Below are 20,480 nucleotides of genomic sequence, written 5' to 3' on the forward strand. Positions count from 1 at the left end.
GTCTTGTAGCGCGGTTTAATTCGCGTTCCAACCCGATGTCTCCGATACGCAATCGGAGACATCGGGCACGTCATGCCTAACTTCCCGCTTTCGACACGCGCCAGACGGTGTTGCCGGCATCGTCGGCAATGACCAGCGCGCCGTCGTGATCCTGCGTCATCCCGACCGGCGCACCGTGCAGTTCCTTCTCATCGGCGGACACGAAGCCTGTGACGACAGGTTGTGGCGTGCCAACAGGTTTGCCGTTCTGGAACGCGACATACGCCACCGCGTAACCGCTCAGCGGCGAACGATCCCAACTGCCATGCTCGCCGATGAACGCCCCGCCCTTGAATTGCGCCGGAAGGTTGTCGCCCGTGTAGAACAGCAGGCCAAGCGGCGCAACGTGCGAGCCGATCGCGTAATCAGGCGGGATGGCTTTCGCCACGAGATCCGGACGCTGAGGCTGGACACGCCGGTCTACGTGCTGCCCGTAGTAGCTATACGGCCATCCATAGAAAGCACCGTCTTTCACTGACGTCAGATAGTCGGGAACGAGATCGGCGCCAATCTCATCGCGCTCGTTCGCGACGGTCCAGAGCTGCCCCGTTTTCGGCTCCCATTGCAGCCCGGTCGGATTGCGTATGCCGGCTGCAAAAATGCGGCTGGCGCCCGTGGTGATATCGACTTCGAGCACATTTGCGCGGCGGTATTCCACGTCGAGCCCGTTTTCGCTGGCATTGCTGTTCGAGCCCACGCCAACGTACAGCTTCTTGCCGTCGGGGCTGGCAAGCAACGCCTTGGTCCAGTGATGGTTCACGCGATCCGGCAAGTCGGTGAGTTCCACGCCGGTCGTGGCGATGGCCGTATCGCCGGATTTGTACGGAAACTTGAGGATGGCGTCGGTATCGGTCACGTACAACGTATCGCCGACCAGTTGCATGCCGAACGGCGAATGCAGATGATCGATAAACACATGCTTGTCCCATTCGCCGCTGCCATCGGCGCGTTTTCTCAGCAGCGTGATGCGGTTGCCGCCCTTCGCTTCCTTGCCCGAACGGCTCTGGACCATGCCGGCAATCAGCTGCTTCGGCGTGGTCACGGGTTCGGCATCGGGACTGCTCGATTCGGCCACCAGGATGTCGCCGTTGGGAAGTCCATAGACCTGCCGCGGATGTTCGAGCCCGGACGCAATCTTCTCGATCTTCAGGCCGTCCGCGACCTTCGGTGCCTCGTTGTTTCGCCAGCCGACGTGCTTGGGCACTTGCATTGGCGGGGTGAAGAAATTCTGTGCACTCGGCAACGGCGGATTGGCGCCGGCCTGATGTGCCGAGTCGTATTGCGCTTTCTCGTCGCAACCGCTGAACAAGGCCGCGACGGACACCGCTATAACGCCGGTCAGGATGGATCTATTCACGAGTCGCCTCCTTGAAAGCGAACTTGTCGAACGCGAGCACGACTTGTCCAAAGCTCAGCAACGCAACGGTAATGACTGAAAGAATGACGCTCAGCGGAACCTGGGCGTACGCATCGCGGCTATGGACGAATGCATTCAGGACTGCCGCGATAATGCCGAGCAGATTCAACCAGAACGCGAGCCGCTCGCGGTTTTTACCCGCATAGCGATATCCGAACCATACGTGGCCGAGATTGATGAAGCGCGGAATGATCGCGAAAATCAGCCCGACCGTTACGAGCCACGCGGCGCCTTTTGCCCAGAAAATGTTTTCTGTTATGGCGTAGATAATGTCGAAAATCAGGGTACCGACGAACATTCCGTACGGGATGGGATTGAATAGATCGAAGAGTGATGTCGCCAGTCTTGACCGATATCTCGGGCTGGTTGAAGTCATGGGTTGAGTCCTTTACTGAAGGTAAAGATGCGATAAACGGTGCACCGGTGACAGACGATCGAATCCACGGTGCATCGTTTTCCCGGCTCGACCGCTCGGGCATCGCGTCACGCAACCTGAACCCCGTATGGCGTGCAGTCATCAGCGATTAACACGCTTTCATCGAAAGGATTTTGCAAGCGTTGGATCCTGAATCATCCGAAGCTCGCGCGCATGTCATGCGAACAGCGTTTTCCAGTTGGACGAGCCTCAAGCGTGACGCACATCACGTGCCCGAGGCTTTATGTTTTATTTATAAGGCGTCCGGAAAAGCAAAATACAGCCTTACGACTGCATTAGAAAATAACAGTCGATGGGCTGTATTTGTGGAGATACTACGCAATAAAAGCACGCTGAAGGCTTAACCCTTTGCGCCTTCCCGCAGTGCCTCGAGAAACCTTAAATACGCGGTCGCGCCCGGATCGGCATGTCCAATGCTGCGTTCCTGCACCCACGCCGCGCGACCCTTTTGCGATTGCAATTCCGCCGTAGCCTCCACCCTTTCCTTCGATGTCGCGATCATGGCGGCAAGCAACGCAGTGGTATCGCCATCCGTTTTTTCCAGCGTATCAAGACTTGGAACGAGCGCGTCGAGCACGGTCTTATCGCCGACCTGACTCTTGCCACGCTCGATAATGCGCCCCGCAACCGCACGCCCGATAACCAACGCCTCCTCTTTGCCGACTGTGTCCTTACCTGCCATCGTCTTCGACGCCGCCAGCAATCCGCCGCCAATCAGTGCCGCGAACGTCGATGGATTCGCCGTCGAAAATGCCTTGCCCGCGGCGAGCAGCACTTCAGCCACGCTCGCCTCGTCCGGCAGCGCGGCAAGCGCCTTTACGACCGCCGCCGATCCCGCTTGCACGGTAATGCCGAGATCGCCGTCGCCGAGGGCGGCATCGAGTTCACGAAGCTCATCGGCATGAGCGGGCAGCGCGGCGAGCGTACGTGCAAGCAAGGCGCGAAGTTCAATGGAAGAAATACTCATGACGTCTCCTTCAGGCTTGCGACCATTCGCGAAAGAACGGCGAACGCGCCGGCGCGGCGAGCAGCGCTTCGAGTTCGTCATCGACCAGCATGATCGTTATCGACGCACCCGCCATCTCCAGGCTCGTCACATACTCGCCCACGTACGAGCGCGCGATCGTCAAGCCCTGTTCGCCGATGATCGCCGCCGCCCGCCGATACAACAAATACAGCTCTTCGAGCGGCGTGGCGCCGAGCCCGTTGATCAGCACGGCGACGCGCGAACCTTTGGGCGCATCGAGGTCGGCGAGGATCTCGCCGGTCAAACGCGTGGCAATTTGATCGGCGGTTTCGAGCGTGCCGCGATGCGTGCCGGGTTCGCCATGAATGCCGATGCCGATCTCCATCTCGCCCTCGGGCAGCGTGAACGTCGGCTTGCCCGCAGCGGGAAGAATGGTCGGCGAAAGACCCACGCCCATGGTGCGGCACTGGTTGTTCGCCTTGGCTGTGATCCGTGCAACTTCATCGAGCGAATCGCCGCGTTCCGCCGAAGCTCCCGCGCACTTGAACGCAAATACCATCCCGGCCACGCCGCGGCGGTCCGCACTGCGCGCGCTCGGTGCCGACGCTACGTCGTCGGTCAGCAGCACGGTTTTTATATCGATGCCTTCCGGTTCCGCGAGATCCGCCGCGAGGTCGAAGTTGAAGACGTCGCCGCCATAATTGCCGTACACGTAGAGCACGCCGGCGCCGCCATCGACGGCTTTCGTCGCTTCGAAAATCTGCTCCGACGACGGCGATGAAAACACGTTTCCCACCGCCACGCCGCTGCACAAACCCTCGCCCACGTAGCCCAGAAAGCCTGGCATATGTCCCGACCCGCCGCCCGTCACAATGCCCACGCGGCCCTGCTTCGGCGCATCGGCGCGCACGAGCGCACGGTTATCGGCGGTCGCGGATTTGATCCAGCCGGGATGCGCGAGCAAGAGCGCATCGATGACTTCGTCCACGAACTGATCCGGCTGGTTGATGATCTTTTTCACGTGATGCTCCTTGAAAGGAAACTGCGATGGCTCACACCTTGCGGCGCTGGCTGAGCGCGTCGAGCATGACAGCGGCGAAGATGACGCCGCCCTGAATGAATTGTGTCCAGAATGGATTGACGCCGAGCAGCGACAGTCCCACGTTGATCACGCCGATCAGCACGACGCCAATGAACGTGCCGATGATCGAACCACGCCCGCCGGCAAGCGACGTGCCGCCGATCACCACGCCTGCAATCACCTGAAGCTCGAGTCCGTTTGCCGCCGAAGGCAACGCCGAGTTCAACCTTCCCGCGAGCACGATGCCCGCGATCGCCGCCGTCACGCCCGCGAGCGTGTAGGTCAGGAAAATCACGCGGCGCACGGGAATGCCCGCGAGTCGCGCGGCCTCCTTGTTGCCGCCGACCGCAAAGACCTGATGGCCGAACGTGGTCTTGCGCAACAACACATGTCCGACAATGAACACGACCAGCATCACGATCATCGGTGCCGGCAAGCCGGCCACGGTTTTCGCGCCGAATGCGGTGAACGCGTTCGGGAAGTCGAACTTGGTGCGGCCGTCGGAGATCGCGAGCGTGAGGCCGCGCGCCATTGCCATCATGGCCAGCGTGACAATGAACGGCACGAGCCTGAACCACGCCACCGAGAGCCCGTTCAACGCGCCGACGCACGCGCCCACGGCAAGCGCAACCGCGAGTCCGCCGATCCCCAGTCCGACGTTCCCCGGCACCGAACCCGCCATGACCGTCGCGGCGACCATGCCGCTCAGCGCGACCAGCGACCCGACCGACAGGTCGATCCCCGACGTGATGATCACGAACGTGCCGCCGACCGCCGCAATGCCCACCACGGAGACCTGCACCATGATGTTGGTGAGCGTGCTCGTCGCGAGGAATTCAGGCGATGCAATCGACAACACCACGCATATGAGAACGAGCGCCGCGAACAAAGGTCCGATACCGCTGCGTAACTGCCGGACAAAACGGCGCGAGAGCGCCTCCTGATCGGCCTGCTTTGCTGCTGTGGAGGTCATGCGCCTACTCCTGTCGTAGCCCATTGAATCACCGTCTCGGAGTCCGCTTTATCGCGGGGAATTTCCGTGACGATGCTGCCTCGGTACATCACCAGCACGCGGTCGGACATGCCGAGCAACTCCGGCAATTCCGAGCTGACCATGATCACCGCCGCGCCCGCGCGCGCCATCGACACCATGTGCGCATAGATCTCGGTCTTGGCGCCCACGTCGATACCGCGCGTGGGTTCGTCGAGCATGATCACGGCCGGTTCAGTCGCCGTGGCGCGCCCGAGGATCACCTTCTGCTGATTGCCGCCCGAAAGATTCCCCGTGATCTGCATGACCGAGGGCGAACGCACCGCGAAGCGCGTGCTGGCTTCCTGCGCGAGCTTGCGTTTCCTTGCATTGCTGGTGAATCCCCCGGTTGCAAGCGCCTTCAGGCTCGAGAGCGCGACGTTCTCTTCAATACTCGCTTCGAGCACGAGCCCTTCGAGCTTGCGGTCCTCAGCCGTATAGACGAGTCCATGGCGGATGCCATCGGTTGGCGACTTGATGCTGACCTTCTTGCCGCGTATCGAAATCTCGCCCTTGGTCACGGGCAGCGCACCGAAGATCGCCTTCAACAACTCCGTGCGTCCCGCGCCCGCAATCCCCGCGATACCCACGATCTCGCCGGCCTTAACGCTCAGGCTCGCATGCCGCACGATCGGCGGACTCGCCAGATCGCGCACCTCGAGCACGACCGGTCCATAGTCGCGCGGCTCCCACGGATAAAACGAATCGAGATTGCGCGCGACCATGGCCTGCACGAGTTCCTGCTCGGTCCACTGGTTCATCGGCCGCGAACTCACGGTTGCGCCATCGCGCATCACGACGGCCGAGTCGGCGAGCTCGAAGACCTCTTCCAGATGATGCGAGATGAAGATGATCCCCATTCCCGCCGCGCGAAGCCGCCTGACCACCGCGTACAGATTGGCGATATCGCCACGTTGCAGCGCCGCCGTGGGTTCGTCCATGACGAGAATGCGGGCGTCACGCGCAACCGCCTTCGCCACTTCCACGAGTTGGCGCTTGTTCAGAGGCAGATCGCCGAGACGCATGGACGGCGAGACGTTGTCCAGGCCGACCTGCGCCAACGCCTGACGCGCGTGTTCGTTGGCTTCGCCGCGCTTCACAAAACCGCCGCGCGACGGCATGCGCCCGAGGAACAGGTTCTCCGCGACCGTCATGTCGTTGATCAGGGAAAGCTCCTGATAGATCACGGCCACACCTGCATCGATAGCCGCGTTCGTTCCGCGCGCAAGCGGCACGCCGTTGATCTCGATACGGCCTTCGTCGGGTTCATACGCGCCCGACAACGTCTTGATCAGCGACGACTTGCCTGCGCCGTTCTCACCCACGATCGCCATGACGTGACCCGCCTGCAGCGTCAGGCTGACACCTCGCAGCGCCTTCACGCCGGGAAAACTCTTGACGATGCCCTCCATGCGCAACAGCGGCACGTCGCGGTTTCCCGGCGCCTGTTGCAGGCCGCCGGCAAGATCGGGCGAACTCGTTTCGGCACTCATGATCGGTTCTCTCTTGCAAAGGCATGCGCTGCTTCAGACCGTCGACATCGACATCGAAGCAACGCATGCGCTCAGTCAAAAACAGCGATTACTGGCTGACCTGCAGCGACCAGAGACCATATTTCTTGGTCGTATCGGAGTCGATATTCGACTTGTCGATCAACAAGGTCGGCCACGCATAGTTCGCGGGCACGTCCTTCTTCGCCGTGTAGTCCTTGATGAAACTCAGCGCTTTCGCCGCCATTTCAATGGGGTTTTGCGAGATCGTCGCGTCCTGCTTGCCGGCGCGAATCGCGGACAACGCCTGCGCCGTGCCGTCGGCGCCGATCACCATGATGTGCTCCTTGTCGCCGAGCGGCTTGTAGCGATTGGCGTTGTCGATGGCCTTTTCCGCGCCCACGGTGTTGTCGTCGTTCGCGCCGAAGACCGCATCGATCTGCGGATACTTTTGCAGGATGTTGGTCATGGCGTTGAGCGACTTCTCCTGGTCGAACGCGCCTTCCTGCCGCGCGACGACCTTGATGTCGGGATACTTCGCGATTTCATCGGAGAAACCTTTCTCGCGGTCGGTCGCCGCCGTGGTGCCGACCAGACCGATCAGATCGACCACGTTGCCTTTGGGCGAGCCGTAACGCGTCTTCAGTTGCTCGGCGATCCACTTCGCGGCTGTCGTGCCGAGCGCCACGTTGTCCGATGCCACGAACGACGTCACCTTGCCGCCATCCGATCCCCGATCCAGCGTAAACACGGGAATGCCCATGCTGTTGGCCTTTTCGACTGCCGGGATGATCGCCTTCGAGTCGATAGGATTGAGCACCAGCGCGGTCACGCCCTGGCTCAGCAGGTTGATGGCGTCGTTGACCTGCTGTTGTGCGTCGCCGTTTGCGTTTGTCTGGACCAGATCGAAGCCCTGATCCTTGGCGCCCTTTTCAACGCCGAGTTTCAAGCCGACGAAGAAGGCGTTGTTCAGCGTGGATACCGAAAAGCCGATCTTGGTTTTTCCGCCCGACGCCGATGCCGCCGGCGCAGCGCTTGCCACGGCGGCAGGGCTTGCGGCGGCATCGCTCGCGGCGGTGGTCGTTGATGGCGATTCGCTCTTCGAACAGCCGGAAAGCGCGGCTGCCGCGCACAAGACCGCTGTTCCAGTACGTGCGCCGAGCTTGCTCCATGCGTCAAATCTTCCTGAATTCCAGGCCATGACTGTCTCCATTTTTCAAGTTATAAAGGCGGTTCTGTTGCGAGCTGCGGGTACGGCATTTGAAACGGATTATTGCTCAGTGATTCTCTTTATTTCGGGGTCCGTAGTTTTTGAATTTCTCCACGACCTCGTCCATCTGTTCATCCGACAAAACCGGCGGCGTTCCCAACTGGCATGCAAGCAAATATTGCTTTGCGAGAACCTCGACCTCGTGCGCGAGCCACAACGCGCGCGCCAGATTCGGCCCGAGCGCGATCACGCCGTGATGCGCCAGCAGACATGCCGTGCGATCCTTCAGCGCGTGCATCGCGAAATTGGATAGTTCCTTGCTGCCGAAGGTTGCATATGGCGCGCACCGGATCGAATTGCCGCCTGCAGCCGCGACCATGTAGTGATGCGCGGGGATATCGCGGGAATGGATGGCGAGCGCCGTGGCCGCGGTCGAATGCGTGTGAACCACCGCGCCAATCTCGGGTCGCGCTTTCAATATGTCGCGATGAATCCGCCATTCCGACGAAGGCCGCGACTCCCCGAACAACGGCGACGCGGCATCTATATTCATGGGCAGGAAAACGATCGAAGCCGGGTCCAGCTGTGCGGCAGGAATGCCGCTCGGCGTGACCAGAAAACCGTCGTTAAAGCGTGCGCTCACATTGCCCGACGTGCCCTGGTTGATGCCGAGCCGCTCCATCTCGCGCGCTGTTTCCACAATGCCGGTGCGCAGCGCCGCTTCGGTCATGCTGCATCCCCTTCCATGGCAAACAGCGCGGCGAGGTTGCTATTGAAGGGCTTTTGCACGATGCCGCGCTCCGTGATGAAACCGGTCACGAGGTGGTTGGGCGTGACATCGAAGGCGGGATTGCGGACCTTCATGTTCTCCGGCGCCACCCGCTCACCGTACAGATGCGTGATTTCACTGTCGTGACGCTCTTCAATGACAATGTCGCGGCCAGTCGCCGTGTGAAGATCGAGCGTGGACGAGGGACAGGCCACATAGAACGGAATGTTGAAATGACGCGCGACGATCGCAAGTCCAAGCGTGCCGATCTTGTTCGCGAAGTCGCCATTGGCCGCCACCCGGTCGGTGCCGACGATCACCACGTCCACGAGTTCTTGCGCCATGATCGACGCCGCCATGCTGTCGGTGATCAGGGTTACATCGACGCCCGCTTGCTGAAGCTCGTAAGCGGTCAGGCGCGCGCCTTGCAGGAGCGGCCGGGTTTCGTCGGCATAGACGCGGAACTGCAGGCCAGCGCCATGCGCCTTGTAAATCGGCGCGGTCGCCGTGCCAAGACCGGTGGTTGCAAGCGCGCCCGCATTGCAATGCGTGAGCACGCCGCAGCCCTCTGTAATCAGCGGCAAACCATGTTCGCCAATGCCATCGCACAAAGCCTGGTCTTCGGCGTGGATCGCGGTGGCCTCTGCAATCAACGCGCCCAGAAGCGCTGAAGATTCAATTGCATCCGATGCCTGCGCGGCGTGCAACATGCGCTTCAGACTCCAGCTCAGGTTGACCGCGGTTGGACGCGCGCTGTCGATATAAGCGGCTTGTTTCGCGAGTTCGGCGCGGAACGCCTGTATGGGCAGATGAACGGACGCGCGCATTGCGACGCATAAGCCGTAGGCCGCGGCCACGCCGATTGCAGGCGCGCCGCGAACCCGCAGTTCATGGATAGCACGCCAGACCTGCTCGCCCGTGGTCACTTTTTCGATGACGGTTTCGCGAGGCAAACGGGTCTGATCGAGGATCGACAGGCTGTCGTTTTCCCACGTAATGGTCGCTGGAAGACTCGAAAACAGCGGCGCCGAGATCATGCGTGCTCCGGTATTAATGATTGTTGGAATGGTTGGCGCGCTGGAGCGTTTCTGCCAGTCGGACCACGTGTTCGATATCGGTCAGGGATTGCCTCTGAACCAGCAGCGTCTCCGCGCATTGCAGACACCGGACTTCAATCTCCGCGCGCGCCGTGTCGTCGGTAATGTGCGTGATCTCCGCGACCTTCGCCATACCCACGATCCGGCGGATCATCTTGCAGCCGGCGAAACCGAGGGTATCGGCGAGAAGGCGCTGCATGAAACGCGCCTTGAAAGCGTCGGCGCATTGGCGATCGGGATCATCGCCAATAAAAGCGGTCTTGCTGCGGCCTTCGTGTTCGCGCCAGAGCTTCTGGAACTTGGCGGCGAATTCCGTCCAGATTGTGCCGACCTGTTCCAGCAGCCATGCCTGATACGCTTCGGGCCGGCCGTCGTTGAGCCGGCCATGCCAATCGCGTGAGAAATAGGCCAGCAAAAGATTGGCGAGCACCGCGCCTATATCGAACGCCATGGGGCCATAGAACGAGAATTCCGGATCGATCACATAGGTCTCGTCCGCGTTGACCATGATCGACCCCGTATGCAGGTCGCCATGCAGCAAGGTCTCGGCGTGATTCATGAACGCCCATTTCATCTCGGCGGCGGCGACCCGCAGTTCAAGCGTCTGCCTGAGGCGTTCCAGTGCGGACCTCGGCAACTTCGGGCTATAGACATTCGATGAATGCTCTTCGAACGGATAGGTAAAAACCAGATCCTCGGTGATCCGGCACAACTCACTGTTCACGGCGGCGCTCATCGCCTTTTTCTTGATGTCAGCTGCAAGAAACAGGTCCGATCCGAAAAACAGCGTGTTGGCGAGGTACGTGGAAAGATGATCCGCGAGCTTCGGATACACAACGCCATCCATCAGCCCTTGCCGCAAGATCCGGTGATTCGCAAGCCGCTGCATCACCATCAGGAAGAGCTGGCTGTCCGCGTGATACACCGTCGGCACATGCTGCGGGCACAGCGACCCAAAGCGCCTGAGCGCGGCCACTTCGCGTTCCATGCGTTCGCGTCCGAGCGGCCACGTCTTGCCTACCAGCCGCAAAAACGGCGGCGCCTGTTTCACCACCACGCTTTTTTCGGCCGCCCGCGCATTGCTTGCAAAGTAGACGTAGTTCAGGTTGCCGTCGCCTACTTCCGCGATCTCGAGTTCCGCCGGCTCGCCCAACAAGGCATACACCGCAGGAATGCCCTGAAGGTAAGCGGTCAATTCGGAAGCATTCAACGCTTCGAATTCCATGATGTCTCCTCCGTGTCTCCTGTCTCACGCGTGCGTCTTAGTGACGTTTGCGGACCAGGTCGAACTTGAAGATGCTCGTGTTGTAGTAGTCGTTGCTATAGCAAAGCGGGTCGCCGCTCTGGTCGAAGTCGACTTCGTCCAGTAGCAGAAACAGGCCGAAACCATCGCCGAGTTCAGGCAGGTCGCGCGGCGTGAGGATGGTCGGCTGCACAGACGTATGCGTATGCGACAACCTGCGTCCCGTTCGGCCGAGCATGGCAAAGAGCGATTCGCCGAGATCGTTGCCGACAGCATCGAAGACTTCCTTCGGAACGATATCGATGCAATATGCCGCAATTGCGTCGTCGGCACGTCGCACGCGTTCAATGCGCACGCACGGGTCCCCTACTTTCAACGCCAGCTTCTCCGCCAGACTTTCCGACGCCGGGATATTCTCGATCTGCAACCTGCTCGTGGACGGCACGGCGCCAACGCTTTTGATCATGTCGGTCACGGACATCAGATCATCGAGACCGCCCTTCAGTTTCAACGAAATTTGTCTGATGAACGTGCCGCGACCCTGTACCCGTGATAGCAATCCATGCGAGATCATTTGCGCCACGGCTTCGCGCAAACTCGACCGTCCGACGCCCAGCAACTCGCACAACTCGATCTCAGTCGGAATCTGGTCCCCTGGCTTAAGGCCTTTTTCGCGAATCATGGCCAGCAGGGAATCCTGGATCTTGTCACTCATCGATTGTTCGACGCTCAAACGCATGGAAGCTTTCTCTCAAACTTTTTTGCAATATACATCAGACGTCTGATGTTTTATTTGGGATTTACCCTGATTTCGAGATATCTAAATGGCCCGAAATCAACTGTCCACCCAGGTTTCCGTCTTTACGAATTCGATGAACACGCGCAGCGGCGCAGGCAAATGCCTACGTCCCGGGTAGTACAGGAACGGCCCGGAAAACGCCTGCCACCACGGCTGCAGGATCGGCTCCAGCGCGCCGTTTTCCAGATGCGGGCGCAGCATGTCTTCGAAGAGATGGATCACACCCACGCCCGCCACGGCGCTACTGATCGCGAGGTCCACGGCTGCGCCCGGTCTCACCAGGAGCGGCCCCGGCGGATCGAGCCGAACCAGCTCGCCGTCGCGCTCGAAGTTCCACGTTGGCATGGCGCCGCCGGCAAACTGGCCGCGCAGGCACGCATGAGAAAGCAACTCGCGCGGGTGTGAGGGGCGGCCGTGAACATCGAGATAATCGGGCGCCGCGGCGGTCGCAAAGCGCTGCACGCGCGGACCGATCGGAATGGCGATCATGTCCTGCTCCAGGCGCTCGTCGTAGCGAATGCCGGCGTCGCAACCAATCGACAGCACGTCGACAAAACCATCCTCCACCACGACTTCCACGCGGATATCCGGATACGCCTTCAAAAACGGCGCGATGATAGTGGGCAGCACGATTCGCGCGGCGCTCGACGGCACGTTCAGCTTGAGCGTGCCCGTGGGTTTGTCGCGGAAGCCGTTCAGCACGTCCAGCGCCGCTTCCATCTCGCTGAACAACGGCGACAACTTTTCGATGAGCCTTTCTCCCGCCTCGGTCGGCGCAACGCTGCGCGTAGTCCGGTTGAGCAGACGCAAGCCTAGTTTGGACTCGAGCCGCCGGACGGCAATGCTGAGGCTCGACGCCGACACGCCGCTGACGCGCGCGGCGTCGCGAAAGCCGCCAGCGCGCGCCACCGATACAAACGCCGCGAGATCATTAAATTCCATGGGTATTGTTCAAAATAGTGCACGACCCGTGCAATCTAGACCCGATTATCGAACAACGCAATCCGTCTCATACTGCGTGCAACCTTCTACGGAGAACATCATGTCGAACCTCGATACAACCGATACTTTTTTGCTTGCTCGCCAATCGGTGCGCCGCGTGGGCTATGGCGCCATGCAGCTCGCGGGACCCGGCGTATTCGGGCCGCCGAAGGATCGCGAAGCGGCTGTGGCCGTGCTGCGCGAGGCGGTGGCGTCGGGCGTCAACCACGTCGATACGAGCGATTTTTACGGGCCGCACGTCACCAATCAGATCATCCGCGAAGCGCTGCAACCGTATGCGGATGACCTCGTGATCGTCACGAAGGTCGGCGCCGATCGTGGCGCGGACGGTTCATGGAATGCGGCGCTCGAGCCGGACGATATCAAACGCGGCGTACACGACAACCTTCGCAATCTCGGGCTCGATGCTTTGCATATCGTCAACATGCGCAACATGGGCGATATCCACGCGCCGGCCGAAGGTTCGATCGCAAAACAGGTGGAAGCGCTCGCCGAACTTCAACGCCAGGGACTCGTGCGTCACATCGGGTTGAGCAACGTGACGGCAACGCAGATCAAGGAAGCGCAGGGGATTGCGGAGATTGTCTGCGTGCAGAATCATTACAACCTGATCCAGCGAACCGACGACGCACTGGTCGATGACCTTGCGTCTCAAGGCATTGCCTACGTGCCGTTTTTCCCGCTGGGCGGCTTCACGCCGATTCAGTCATCGGCACTTTCGACAATCGCCCAGGCGCTGAACGCGACACCCATGCAGGTCGCGCTCGCGTGGCTTTTGCATCGCGCACCGAACATCCTGCTGATCCCGGGCACGTCGTCGCTCACGCATCTGCGCGAAAACCTTCAGGTGTCGAAACTGAAATTGCCGGACGACGTGCTTGCCGAACTCGATACGCTTGGCCAGGCGAAGCCTGGGCATTGAAGGCCGAATAACCGGCGGACGCGGGTCAAGGAGTGACCGCTGACGCGGTCATGAAGAGGACGCGCCATGTACAAAATCTCCCGCGTCGCGCAACCCACCCCCAAAAATGCCGAAGCCAACCCGGCTTGCTGCACCGCGTTTACAGCAACCGGCATCAGGCGCATTGATCCGACTACCCGAAGGAGCGATGCGATGGAAGTGAACATCGAAAACGTGGGAGACGCAAACATTCGCGTTATCCGCAACGGCAATACGATCGATGATGAGTATCTTGAGGCCGCTGCCACTGAATTATACGAAGCCAATGAGAAAGGTGTGATCGAGCTACGCCAGCTTGGCGACGAAGGTGCGCGAAATTGACTTGAAAACCGGCACTGACCAAAGTGCCCGCACATCCCTCGCATGTACTTCAACCGGGCACGCTACGGCGCGCCTGTCACTCAGCGACGCGGATAGAACCGTGCTCGATTGCCCCACTCAGACAAATCCGATTTTCCTTGGCCCTCTTGCCCATGCGCTCAAGGTTGAAGGATGATTCACGATTATCCATTTTTCTCGCAACGACAAGAACGATTGTTCAAATTATCGAGCCACCAGCGCCTGCCGAGCGCGTTTCAAAAAAGGTTAAGACAAAAAAATGCGTGGGACATATCAGGATGACGAAGTTTACAGTTCGCGTAAAAGACACGTAATCAGGCAGCAGCCCTATCACCTCGATGTGCCAAGCGCAGCCAATTCGAAAGACATTTCGGTTATTTCGTTTATCGCACGCGAAGCCATGGCGACGCCGTACGAGATAACGATCGAGCTCACGCATCCCGAATTACTCACTCGCGCCGATTATCTCGGACGCGATGGTCACTTCACCATCACCGCTGAAGACAGCGCGCAGCCGCGGGTTTATCGCGGCATCGTTACGCAGTTCAAGCGGATCAAAAAGACCAAGGATTTCTTCCGCTACACGATCGTTGTCTGTTCGCAGATCAAGCGTCTTGGCCTTCTGCATCGCAGCCGCGTGTTTCAACATCAGAACGCGCCGCGCATTATCGAATCGATCCTGCTCAAAGATAAATTCATGGATCACCAGTTTGAATTCAAACTGCGTCGTGATTACCCCGTGCATGATTTCCGACTGCAATATCAGATATCGGATCTCGAATACATCAAGCTGCTGTGCGAGCAGGAAGGAATTTATTTCTATACCGAACAAGGAAAGCATGGCGATGTAATCGTGTTCGGTGACGATATCGATCACTACGTCTATACACCCGAACTCAAGGTGCCGTATCGCGAGAATGCGGGGCTTGAGGCGGGCGTCGAAGCGATATTTGCGCTCGAAACCCACGCGGATGTCGTGCCGCAATCGGTTCTGGTTGCCGACTACAATCCATTGGTCGCGTGGGAACGCTTCAAGGATGAAGCGAATGTCGCCATCGATGACAATACGACTTACGGCCAGCCTTACGTCTACGGCACGAACCACCTGAGCCAGATCGGCGCGGAATGGGAAGCGCAATTGCGGCACGAAGCGGCGATTGCGTGGCAGATCGTGTATCACGGACAAAGCAATGTGCTGGAGTTGCGGCCGGGCAGGATTCTGCGTATCGATGAACCATTGCCCGATGCGCCCAGCGGACAAGTGATTATCGAAGTGACGCACTCGGGTGGACGCGGCGTGGCGTACAGCAACGCGTATAAAGCGATCCCATCCAATCGTCGATTCCGGTTACCAATCGATGAAACTAAGTGGCCGAAGATTCACGGCGCATTGAGCGCGCGCGTGACGTCGCCGAAAAAATATCCCTACGCATATCTGACGCAAGCCGGACATTACGCCGTGCGTCTCGACCTCGATTTCGATACCTGGAATCCAGGCGGCGAAAGCGTGCCCTTGCGCTTGGCAAAACCGTTCGCAGGCGCGCTGCAAACCGGTTTCCACTTCCCGGTGCGCGACGGCACGGAAGCGGTCATCATGGCTCGCGATGGCGACCCGAACAAACTCTTCATCTCGCAGTTCCACCACAACAGCATTCAATCGGACCTGATCCACAATCACGAACGATGGATGTCGCGCAATGTCATCCGGACACAAAGCAATAACAAGATCCGGATGGAGGATTGGGAGAACGAAGAGCACATCAAGATCAGCACCGAGCACTCGGGCAAGAGTCAGCTAAGCCTCGGGCATTTGGTCGATAACACGCGGAAGAAACGCGGCGAAGGGTTTGAGTTAAGAACGTCGGGGTATGGAGCGATTCGCGCTGGTAAGGGCATGTTTATATCGGCGGACGATCAGCCTCGCGCAGCCGATAAACAGCTTGAAATGTCCGCCGCTCGAGGATTGCTCGAGCGCGCTCTGCAGCAGATGCAAGAACTCGCCGAAGCAACAACCGCTGCCAATGCCCTAGCCGCGAATTTTCACAAGCAGAAAGCACTGTTCGAAGGGACTCTGAACGAGCTAAAACAGGCGGGGATCTTGGTAAGCGCACCCAATGGTGTTGCTCTGACATCCGGCAGTCACATGCAAATGTCCGCGAACGCCAACCTGATCGCAACCGCCGGCGGCAGCGCCGACATTGGTGTAGTGAAACGTTTTACGGTCGCCGCCGGAGAAGCCATCTCCATGTGCGCGCACAAGCTCGGAATCAAGCTCTTCGCGGCGAAAGGAAAAATCGAAATACAGGCGCAGAGCGATGCCCTGGATCTAGTTGCCAAAAAGCATCTGCGCGTTGCAAGCACAGATGAAGACGTGCTCGTAGCTGCATGCAAGAAGCTCATTCTGGCGTGCGGCGGAGCGAGCCTCGAACTCGCGAATGGCGGCGTTGTAATCACATGCCCTGGCGACTTCAAGATCAAAGCTGCGTCATTCACTTTCGAAGGTCCCCAGACTTTCGAGGCACCCATGCCCAAGCTGCCCGACAGCACCCTGAAGTTGTCCACGTCCTATAACACGTCGCGGTAACCCCATGATCATTAGCCCTCCTTTCCTGCCTGAGACCGGCGTCAGCGCACCGAGTCCCACCGTTGTCGATCCAATGATGGACGCAGTCGACAAGCTCGAACTGGCGCACGGCATCTATCCCGTGGCATTTGATCGGCGCTGGCACACCGGCGCGCATCTGGCGCCGTCGGTGCTTACCGAGAAAGTCCGCGCGATCGCCGATGGCGAAGTCGTCGCTTACCGCGTGTGTCAGCACGCCATTGAAGGAAGCCCGGGATCGGCCGACAGCAGCGCGGGTTTCGTTCTGCTCAAGCACAAGACCGAAACCGGCGATGGTCGCGTGCTGACGTTTTATTCGTTGTACATGCATCTGCTTGAGTTTGATCGATACAACGACTATGGAACGCCCTTAGACGTTCTGCCGCCCTTCTTGCGTGTGTGCTCGCCGGGGCCCGACATGCATCCACCGGTCGCACCTCCCTCGCAATCGGGTTCGGGCCAGAAGGTGTATCGCAAGGATGTGCTTGGTCTGATGGGGAAATGCCACGGTCAACGCCATTTGCATTTCGAAATCTTCATGACGCAGGCTGATTTCAATGCTTACTTTGGCACGACGCAATTGGGCAAGACGCAACTCACCACGCCCGCGAAACCCGATTGCTGGGGCAGCACCTACTACGTCATCAGCGGTGCGTACAACTTTACGCGCGTGCCCGTCGATCAGACCATGACTCGCGAGAACAAGCTCCACGGCATTGCGTTTCAGGCGCAAACCGATGGAAGGCTGCCGGCAAATCATAAGTTGTACGTTGAAGTGTATTTCCATCTTGGACAGCGCTATACCCGCTCATGGCTCGATAAAGGCGACGGTCAGCCTATGTTGCTCACGCGCTCGCCTGTCGCCGATGCGAGCGTCGATTACGAATACGATCTTTACAAACGCGCCACCGCCCTTTACCCCGCGTGCCCGAGCGATGGCTACGAGATGTTGAGATTCGGCCGAATCCTCAGCACGCCGGTCACGTTGCAGGATTCGGCTGCGCGCAAAACGTGGATTTCCGTGGTGTTCGATGAGGCCGGCACGCAGGGATACATCGACGTTGCGGACAATGCCATTCAAAAACTATCCGATGCCGATTTCCCGTTCTTCACCGGATGGAAAAAGCTGAGCGAAGATCACGGCCCATTCGACTCGGACGGTTTGTGCGATATCGATTCGCTCAAAAAACTGCTGGGCGATGCGAAGACGGACGCTGCTGCGAGCGGCGGCAACGTGTCGGCGACGGTTGTTTCTACTGTTCAGAAGAAGGGCGACCAGCTCATTGCGTACGTCAAATCGCATCCTGCGATTAGAAAGCAATTGCGCGGACTAGTGTGCGAGGCACCGAGCGAATGGGATAGCTCGAATCATGAGGCGCGATATGCGAAGTTGAAGCAGGCTGGCGAGTTTTATGAGAACAACCCGCGCGGATATGCGGAATTTATGCATCTGCTGAACCAGTTTCAATTCTGGGGCAGCACGCCGTTAGTGGCGGGAGAGAAGCTGTGGTTCTTTCATCCGCTTGAGTTTATCCGGCACTTTAGGAAGTGCGGATGGTTGAGCGAGGAAGAATTTAAGCAAGTTTACGAGAATAAGCGTTATAAACGCACCCAGAATCCAGAGGAGATACGGGCGACATACCTACGATCAATTAACGGTGCGCTCCGTAAGTACGGTTTGACAACCCCGCTGCGAGCTTCGCACTTTTTAGGGCAAGGAGCGGTGGAAAGTTCGTGGCTGACTTTGATGCAGGAGACCAGCATGGTGGGTGAAGTAAAGGGATTTGAAATTTACGGGAGAGTTGTAAATCTTGACTCGACAATGAAGGAGTCGACCCTTGGGCATTGGTATGGCGCCATATCGACCGAAGACGACCCATGGTTTCGCTTGACTAAGTTCTCCAGCTCGAATAAACGAATAACAGGCTCTTATGACTGGAGAAATGGGAACTGCGACCGAGAGGATGCACAAAAATATCGTGGTCGCGGCTTCAAGCAACTAACAGGAAGAAGTAACTATGCTGATTATTGGTTGTTTAGAGGTTGGCTCGCAGCTACCTCATTCTCATCGTCGTGGTGGACTGATCCTGCATACTTAGATCGCGCCCGAGTAAAAATGAAAAAACAACCTGCGCTCATCGCAGACCCTCAGCGTGTAGCGATTCCCGAAAACTGCATAGATAGTGGCGGGTTTTATATGAGATTCTGCCGACCTAAAGTCGCTCGCGAGATCGACAAGGACAACATCAAGGCTGCAATCTCTATTTCAGAAAAACAACTAGAAACAACCATATCGTCGGCAGTTACGTATGCGATAAATGGCGGTTTTATCGACGGACCGCGCAGGCTTGATTACACTCGCAATGCAAAAAATATTCTGATATGAATAAAATCCCATCTTCGCTAGCGCTAATTGCGATAATTACCTGTTTGAATCCGGCGCTTGCCGTCGACAAATTCACTGTTGTTAGGAACTCGTTAGTAGTAAGCGAAAACGGTTCTACAAGAAGTTGCTTGTTAGCAACAACTCCACGATATGCGATAGAAAGTTTTGATCGACGAGCTTTAATGTTATCGGAACGTGAGTATATTGCAGTTGCTAGTTTAAAAAATTGCAGTGCAACTTTGCCTTTGTCGGTATCGCTAATTCCAAAAGCTGTCGGTGTATTAACGGATGTTAATTTAATAAAAAAAATCTATATTTCTCTTGATTTTGTGAACGTGCGTCCATTTCTTTACGTAGCTACAGTAGCTCGTCTCGGCAGTTCGACCAATCTTGTTAGCTTAAGAGGGGCGAATGTTGCAGGACGGAAAATTTCACAACTAAAAAAATATGCTTTTGGTGGGACAGGTGACGCTGGATCGTCTGCGATTTCCCCGGACGGACGGTTCGTTGCTCCTTCGGGAGAGCTTGATTGCAGCGCGGATGCTTATCCGGGGGTCTGGGAGATAGAAAAAAATATCCGAGTCGTTGCCGATGATCTGGCGTGCGCTCACCTGTTTGACGAAAACCAATGAACAAGCCAAATACTGCGCACCTAACCCGGTACGCCGCTCGCAAACTCTTCTGGGGCAATATTTGGAAATAAGAACGGTAGCTTCAGATGAAGTCCATGCCATGGCAATCGCTGCTCGCGTACTGCTTTCGAGCAACCCAACTTACTCATCAATGTATGTCACTCGACTCACCGATTTTGAAAAAACTCAGCAATCGATCATTGTGGGATGTCAATGTATGTTCCAAGAGCTTACAGTCAGCCCATTGCTTTTTAGTTGCTCGAATTCGTATAAAAACGACGGCTTACCCCGGTTAAAACATCAATTTTTCAATACGATCCAAATGGAATTAACTGAAAGATCGCGGAAATTTTTTGAAATAGATCGAACTGGCTTGGACTAAAATTGAAAAGTAGTAAGCGTAGATGATTTACCGGGTTTGCATTTACTCGAAACAAAAAAATAAATTTTTAGAACAAAATCCGGCCTGCGGCGACCAGTTTTTAAACCTAACAAAAAACAATCGGCATCGGTACCTGGAATCAACATATTTTGATAAAAACATACCTAAATCTGTATTACGCGACTTTCAAATGAAGTTAAATAGATAGCTTCGCAACGGCAACGCGCAAATAACAGATGACCCGTTCACTTCCGCCCTTTTCTGGACCAAACCATTTCAAATGAAAAACCCTATCCGCGTCGGTGATGAACTCGAAAACGGTGGTCACGTGACAAGCGGCTCTCCAGACATGGATTTTGCGGGTCGTCGCATCGCGCGCAAAGGTGATTCGGCCATTTGCGATCTGCACGGCGATACCACCATTTCCGAAGGCCATCCATTTTTCAACGACAAGGGCAAGTCGATTGCACTGCATCACCATTGTTGCGCGTGCGGTTGCCGCTTACTCTCGTCGCTCGTGAACGTGACCATCGCTTAAGCGTGCCCGTCGATCTCACACCTGGCGGTCCGCCAAGTCCCTACCCAAAGCGCCGGTTCA

General features: G+C 57.7%; 18 protein-coding genes. 6 read left to right on the top strand and 12 right to left on the bottom strand.

Annotated features, from left to right (window positions below; all coding sequences use genetic code 11):
- Nucleotides 1-76 precede the first annotated feature (76 nt).
- The 12 genes from ASG35_RS16070 to ASG35_RS16125 all read right to left on the bottom strand — a co-directional run bounded on the left by ASG35_RS16070 (nucleotide 77) and on the right by ASG35_RS16125 (nucleotide 12,520).
- Nucleotides 77-1,396 carry a PQQ-dependent sugar dehydrogenase gene (locus ASG35_RS16070; RefSeq protein ID WP_056359245.1) on the bottom strand — a complete coding sequence of 440 codons (1,320 nt, stop codon included), beginning with the start codon at nucleotides 1,394-1,396 and terminating at the stop codon, nucleotides 77-79.
- Complete coding sequence (locus tag ASG35_RS16075) at nucleotides 1,389-1,832, bottom strand: DUF2231 domain-containing protein (RefSeq protein ID WP_056359248.1); 444 nt, start codon at nucleotides 1,830-1,832, stop codon at nucleotides 1,389-1,391. The genes ASG35_RS16070 and ASG35_RS16075 overlap by 8 nt, the downstream gene beginning before the upstream one ends.
- Before the next feature lie 400 nt (nucleotides 1,833-2,232).
- Nucleotides 2,233-2,859 carry a DAK2 domain-containing protein gene (locus ASG35_RS16080; RefSeq protein ID WP_056359249.1) on the bottom strand — a complete coding sequence of 209 codons (627 nt, stop codon included), beginning with the start codon at nucleotides 2,857-2,859 and terminating at the stop codon, nucleotides 2,233-2,235.
- 10 nt (nucleotides 2,860-2,869) lie between these two features.
- Nucleotides 2,870-3,880 (bottom strand): dihydroxyacetone kinase subunit DhaK, encoded by a 1,011-nt coding sequence (locus ASG35_RS16085; RefSeq protein ID WP_056359252.1) that lies wholly within the window; start codon nucleotides 3,878-3,880, stop codon nucleotides 2,870-2,872.
- Nucleotides 3,881-3,911: 31 nt separating this feature from the next.
- Nucleotides 3,912-4,913: an ABC transporter permease gene (locus ASG35_RS16090; RefSeq protein WP_056359255.1), complete on the bottom strand. Its 1,002-nt coding sequence runs from the start codon at nucleotides 4,911-4,913 to the stop codon at nucleotides 3,912-3,914.
- Nucleotides 4,910-6,463, bottom strand: a complete 1,554-nt coding sequence (locus ASG35_RS16095; protein ID WP_056359258.1) for a sugar ABC transporter ATP-binding protein — start codon at nucleotides 6,461-6,463, stop codon at nucleotides 4,910-4,912. The genes ASG35_RS16090 and ASG35_RS16095 overlap by 4 nt, the downstream gene beginning before the upstream one ends.
- Before the next feature lie 88 nt (nucleotides 6,464-6,551).
- Nucleotides 6,552-7,661 (bottom strand): sugar ABC transporter substrate-binding protein, encoded by a 1,110-nt coding sequence (locus ASG35_RS16100; protein ID WP_056359261.1) that lies wholly within the window; start codon nucleotides 7,659-7,661, stop codon nucleotides 6,552-6,554.
- Between the two features lie 76 nt (nucleotides 7,662-7,737).
- Nucleotides 7,738-8,400 carry a class II aldolase/adducin family protein gene (locus ASG35_RS16105; RefSeq protein ID WP_056359264.1) on the bottom strand — a complete coding sequence of 221 codons (663 nt, stop codon included), beginning with the start codon at nucleotides 8,398-8,400 and terminating at the stop codon, nucleotides 7,738-7,740.
- The gene (gene mtnA / locus ASG35_RS16110; RefSeq protein WP_056359267.1) at nucleotides 8,397-9,476 is read right to left on the bottom strand and encodes an S-methyl-5-thioribose-1-phosphate isomerase; all 1,080 of its coding nucleotides are present in this window, start codon (nucleotides 9,474-9,476) and stop codon (nucleotides 8,397-8,399) included. The genes ASG35_RS16105 and mtnA overlap by 4 nt, the downstream gene beginning before the upstream one ends.
- Nucleotides 9,477-9,489: 13 nt before the next feature.
- Nucleotides 9,490-10,761, bottom strand: a complete 1,272-nt coding sequence (gene mtnK, locus ASG35_RS16115; RefSeq protein ID WP_056359269.1) for an S-methyl-5-thioribose kinase — start codon at nucleotides 10,759-10,761, stop codon at nucleotides 9,490-9,492.
- Between the two features lie 37 nt (nucleotides 10,762-10,798).
- Nucleotides 10,799-11,494, bottom strand: coding sequence for a GntR family transcriptional regulator (locus tag ASG35_RS16120; protein ID WP_235527564.1), 696 nt, complete (start codon nucleotides 11,492-11,494; stop codon nucleotides 10,799-10,801).
- 120 nt (nucleotides 11,495-11,614) lie between these two features.
- Complete coding sequence (locus tag ASG35_RS16125) at nucleotides 11,615-12,520, bottom strand: LysR family transcriptional regulator (RefSeq protein ID WP_056359276.1); 906 nt, start codon at nucleotides 12,518-12,520, stop codon at nucleotides 11,615-11,617.
- Between the two features lie 100 nt (nucleotides 12,521-12,620).
- Between ASG35_RS16125 and ASG35_RS16130 the strand changes: the two genes are divergently transcribed.
- The 6 genes from ASG35_RS16130 (at nucleotide 12,621) to ASG35_RS16145 (ending at nucleotide 20,420) form a co-directional block, all read left to right on the top strand.
- Nucleotides 12,621-13,502 carry an aldo/keto reductase family oxidoreductase gene (locus tag ASG35_RS16130; protein WP_056359278.1) on the top strand — a complete coding sequence of 294 codons (882 nt, stop codon included), beginning with the start codon at nucleotides 12,621-12,623 and terminating at the stop codon, nucleotides 13,500-13,502.
- A gap of 66 nt (nucleotides 13,503-13,568) precedes the next feature.
- Entirely contained in the window at nucleotides 13,569-13,862 is a 294-nt protein-coding gene (locus ASG35_RS31400) for a hypothetical protein (protein ID WP_156393191.1), read from the top strand.
- Between the two features lie 277 nt (nucleotides 13,863-14,139).
- Nucleotides 14,140-16,464 carry a type VI secretion system Vgr family protein gene (locus ASG35_RS16135; protein ID WP_056359280.1) on the top strand — a complete coding sequence of 775 codons (2,325 nt, stop codon included), beginning with the start codon at nucleotides 14,140-14,142 and terminating at the stop codon, nucleotides 16,462-16,464.
- 4 nt (nucleotides 16,465-16,468) lie between these two features.
- A complete protein-coding gene (locus ASG35_RS16140) occupies nucleotides 16,469-18,868 on the top strand; it encodes a M23 family metallopeptidase (RefSeq protein ID WP_156393192.1) in 2,400 nt (799 codons plus the stop codon).
- A 128-nt stretch (nucleotides 18,869-18,996) separates the two neighbouring features.
- A complete protein-coding gene (locus tag ASG35_RS31405; RefSeq protein ID WP_235527566.1) occupies nucleotides 18,997-19,500 on the top strand; it encodes a hypothetical protein in 504 nt (167 codons plus the stop codon).
- A gap of 662 nt (nucleotides 19,501-20,162) precedes the next feature.
- The gene (locus ASG35_RS16145; RefSeq protein ID WP_056359286.1) at nucleotides 20,163-20,420 is read left to right on the top strand and encodes a PAAR domain-containing protein; all 258 of its coding nucleotides are present in this window, start codon (nucleotides 20,163-20,165) and stop codon (nucleotides 20,418-20,420) included.
- The last annotated feature ends 60 nt before the right edge of the window (nucleotides 20,421-20,480 follow it).

It is taken from the genome of Burkholderia sp. Leaf177, from assembly GCF_001424345.1.
GTDB lineage: Bacteria > Pseudomonadota > Gammaproteobacteria > Burkholderiales > Burkholderiaceae > Caballeronia.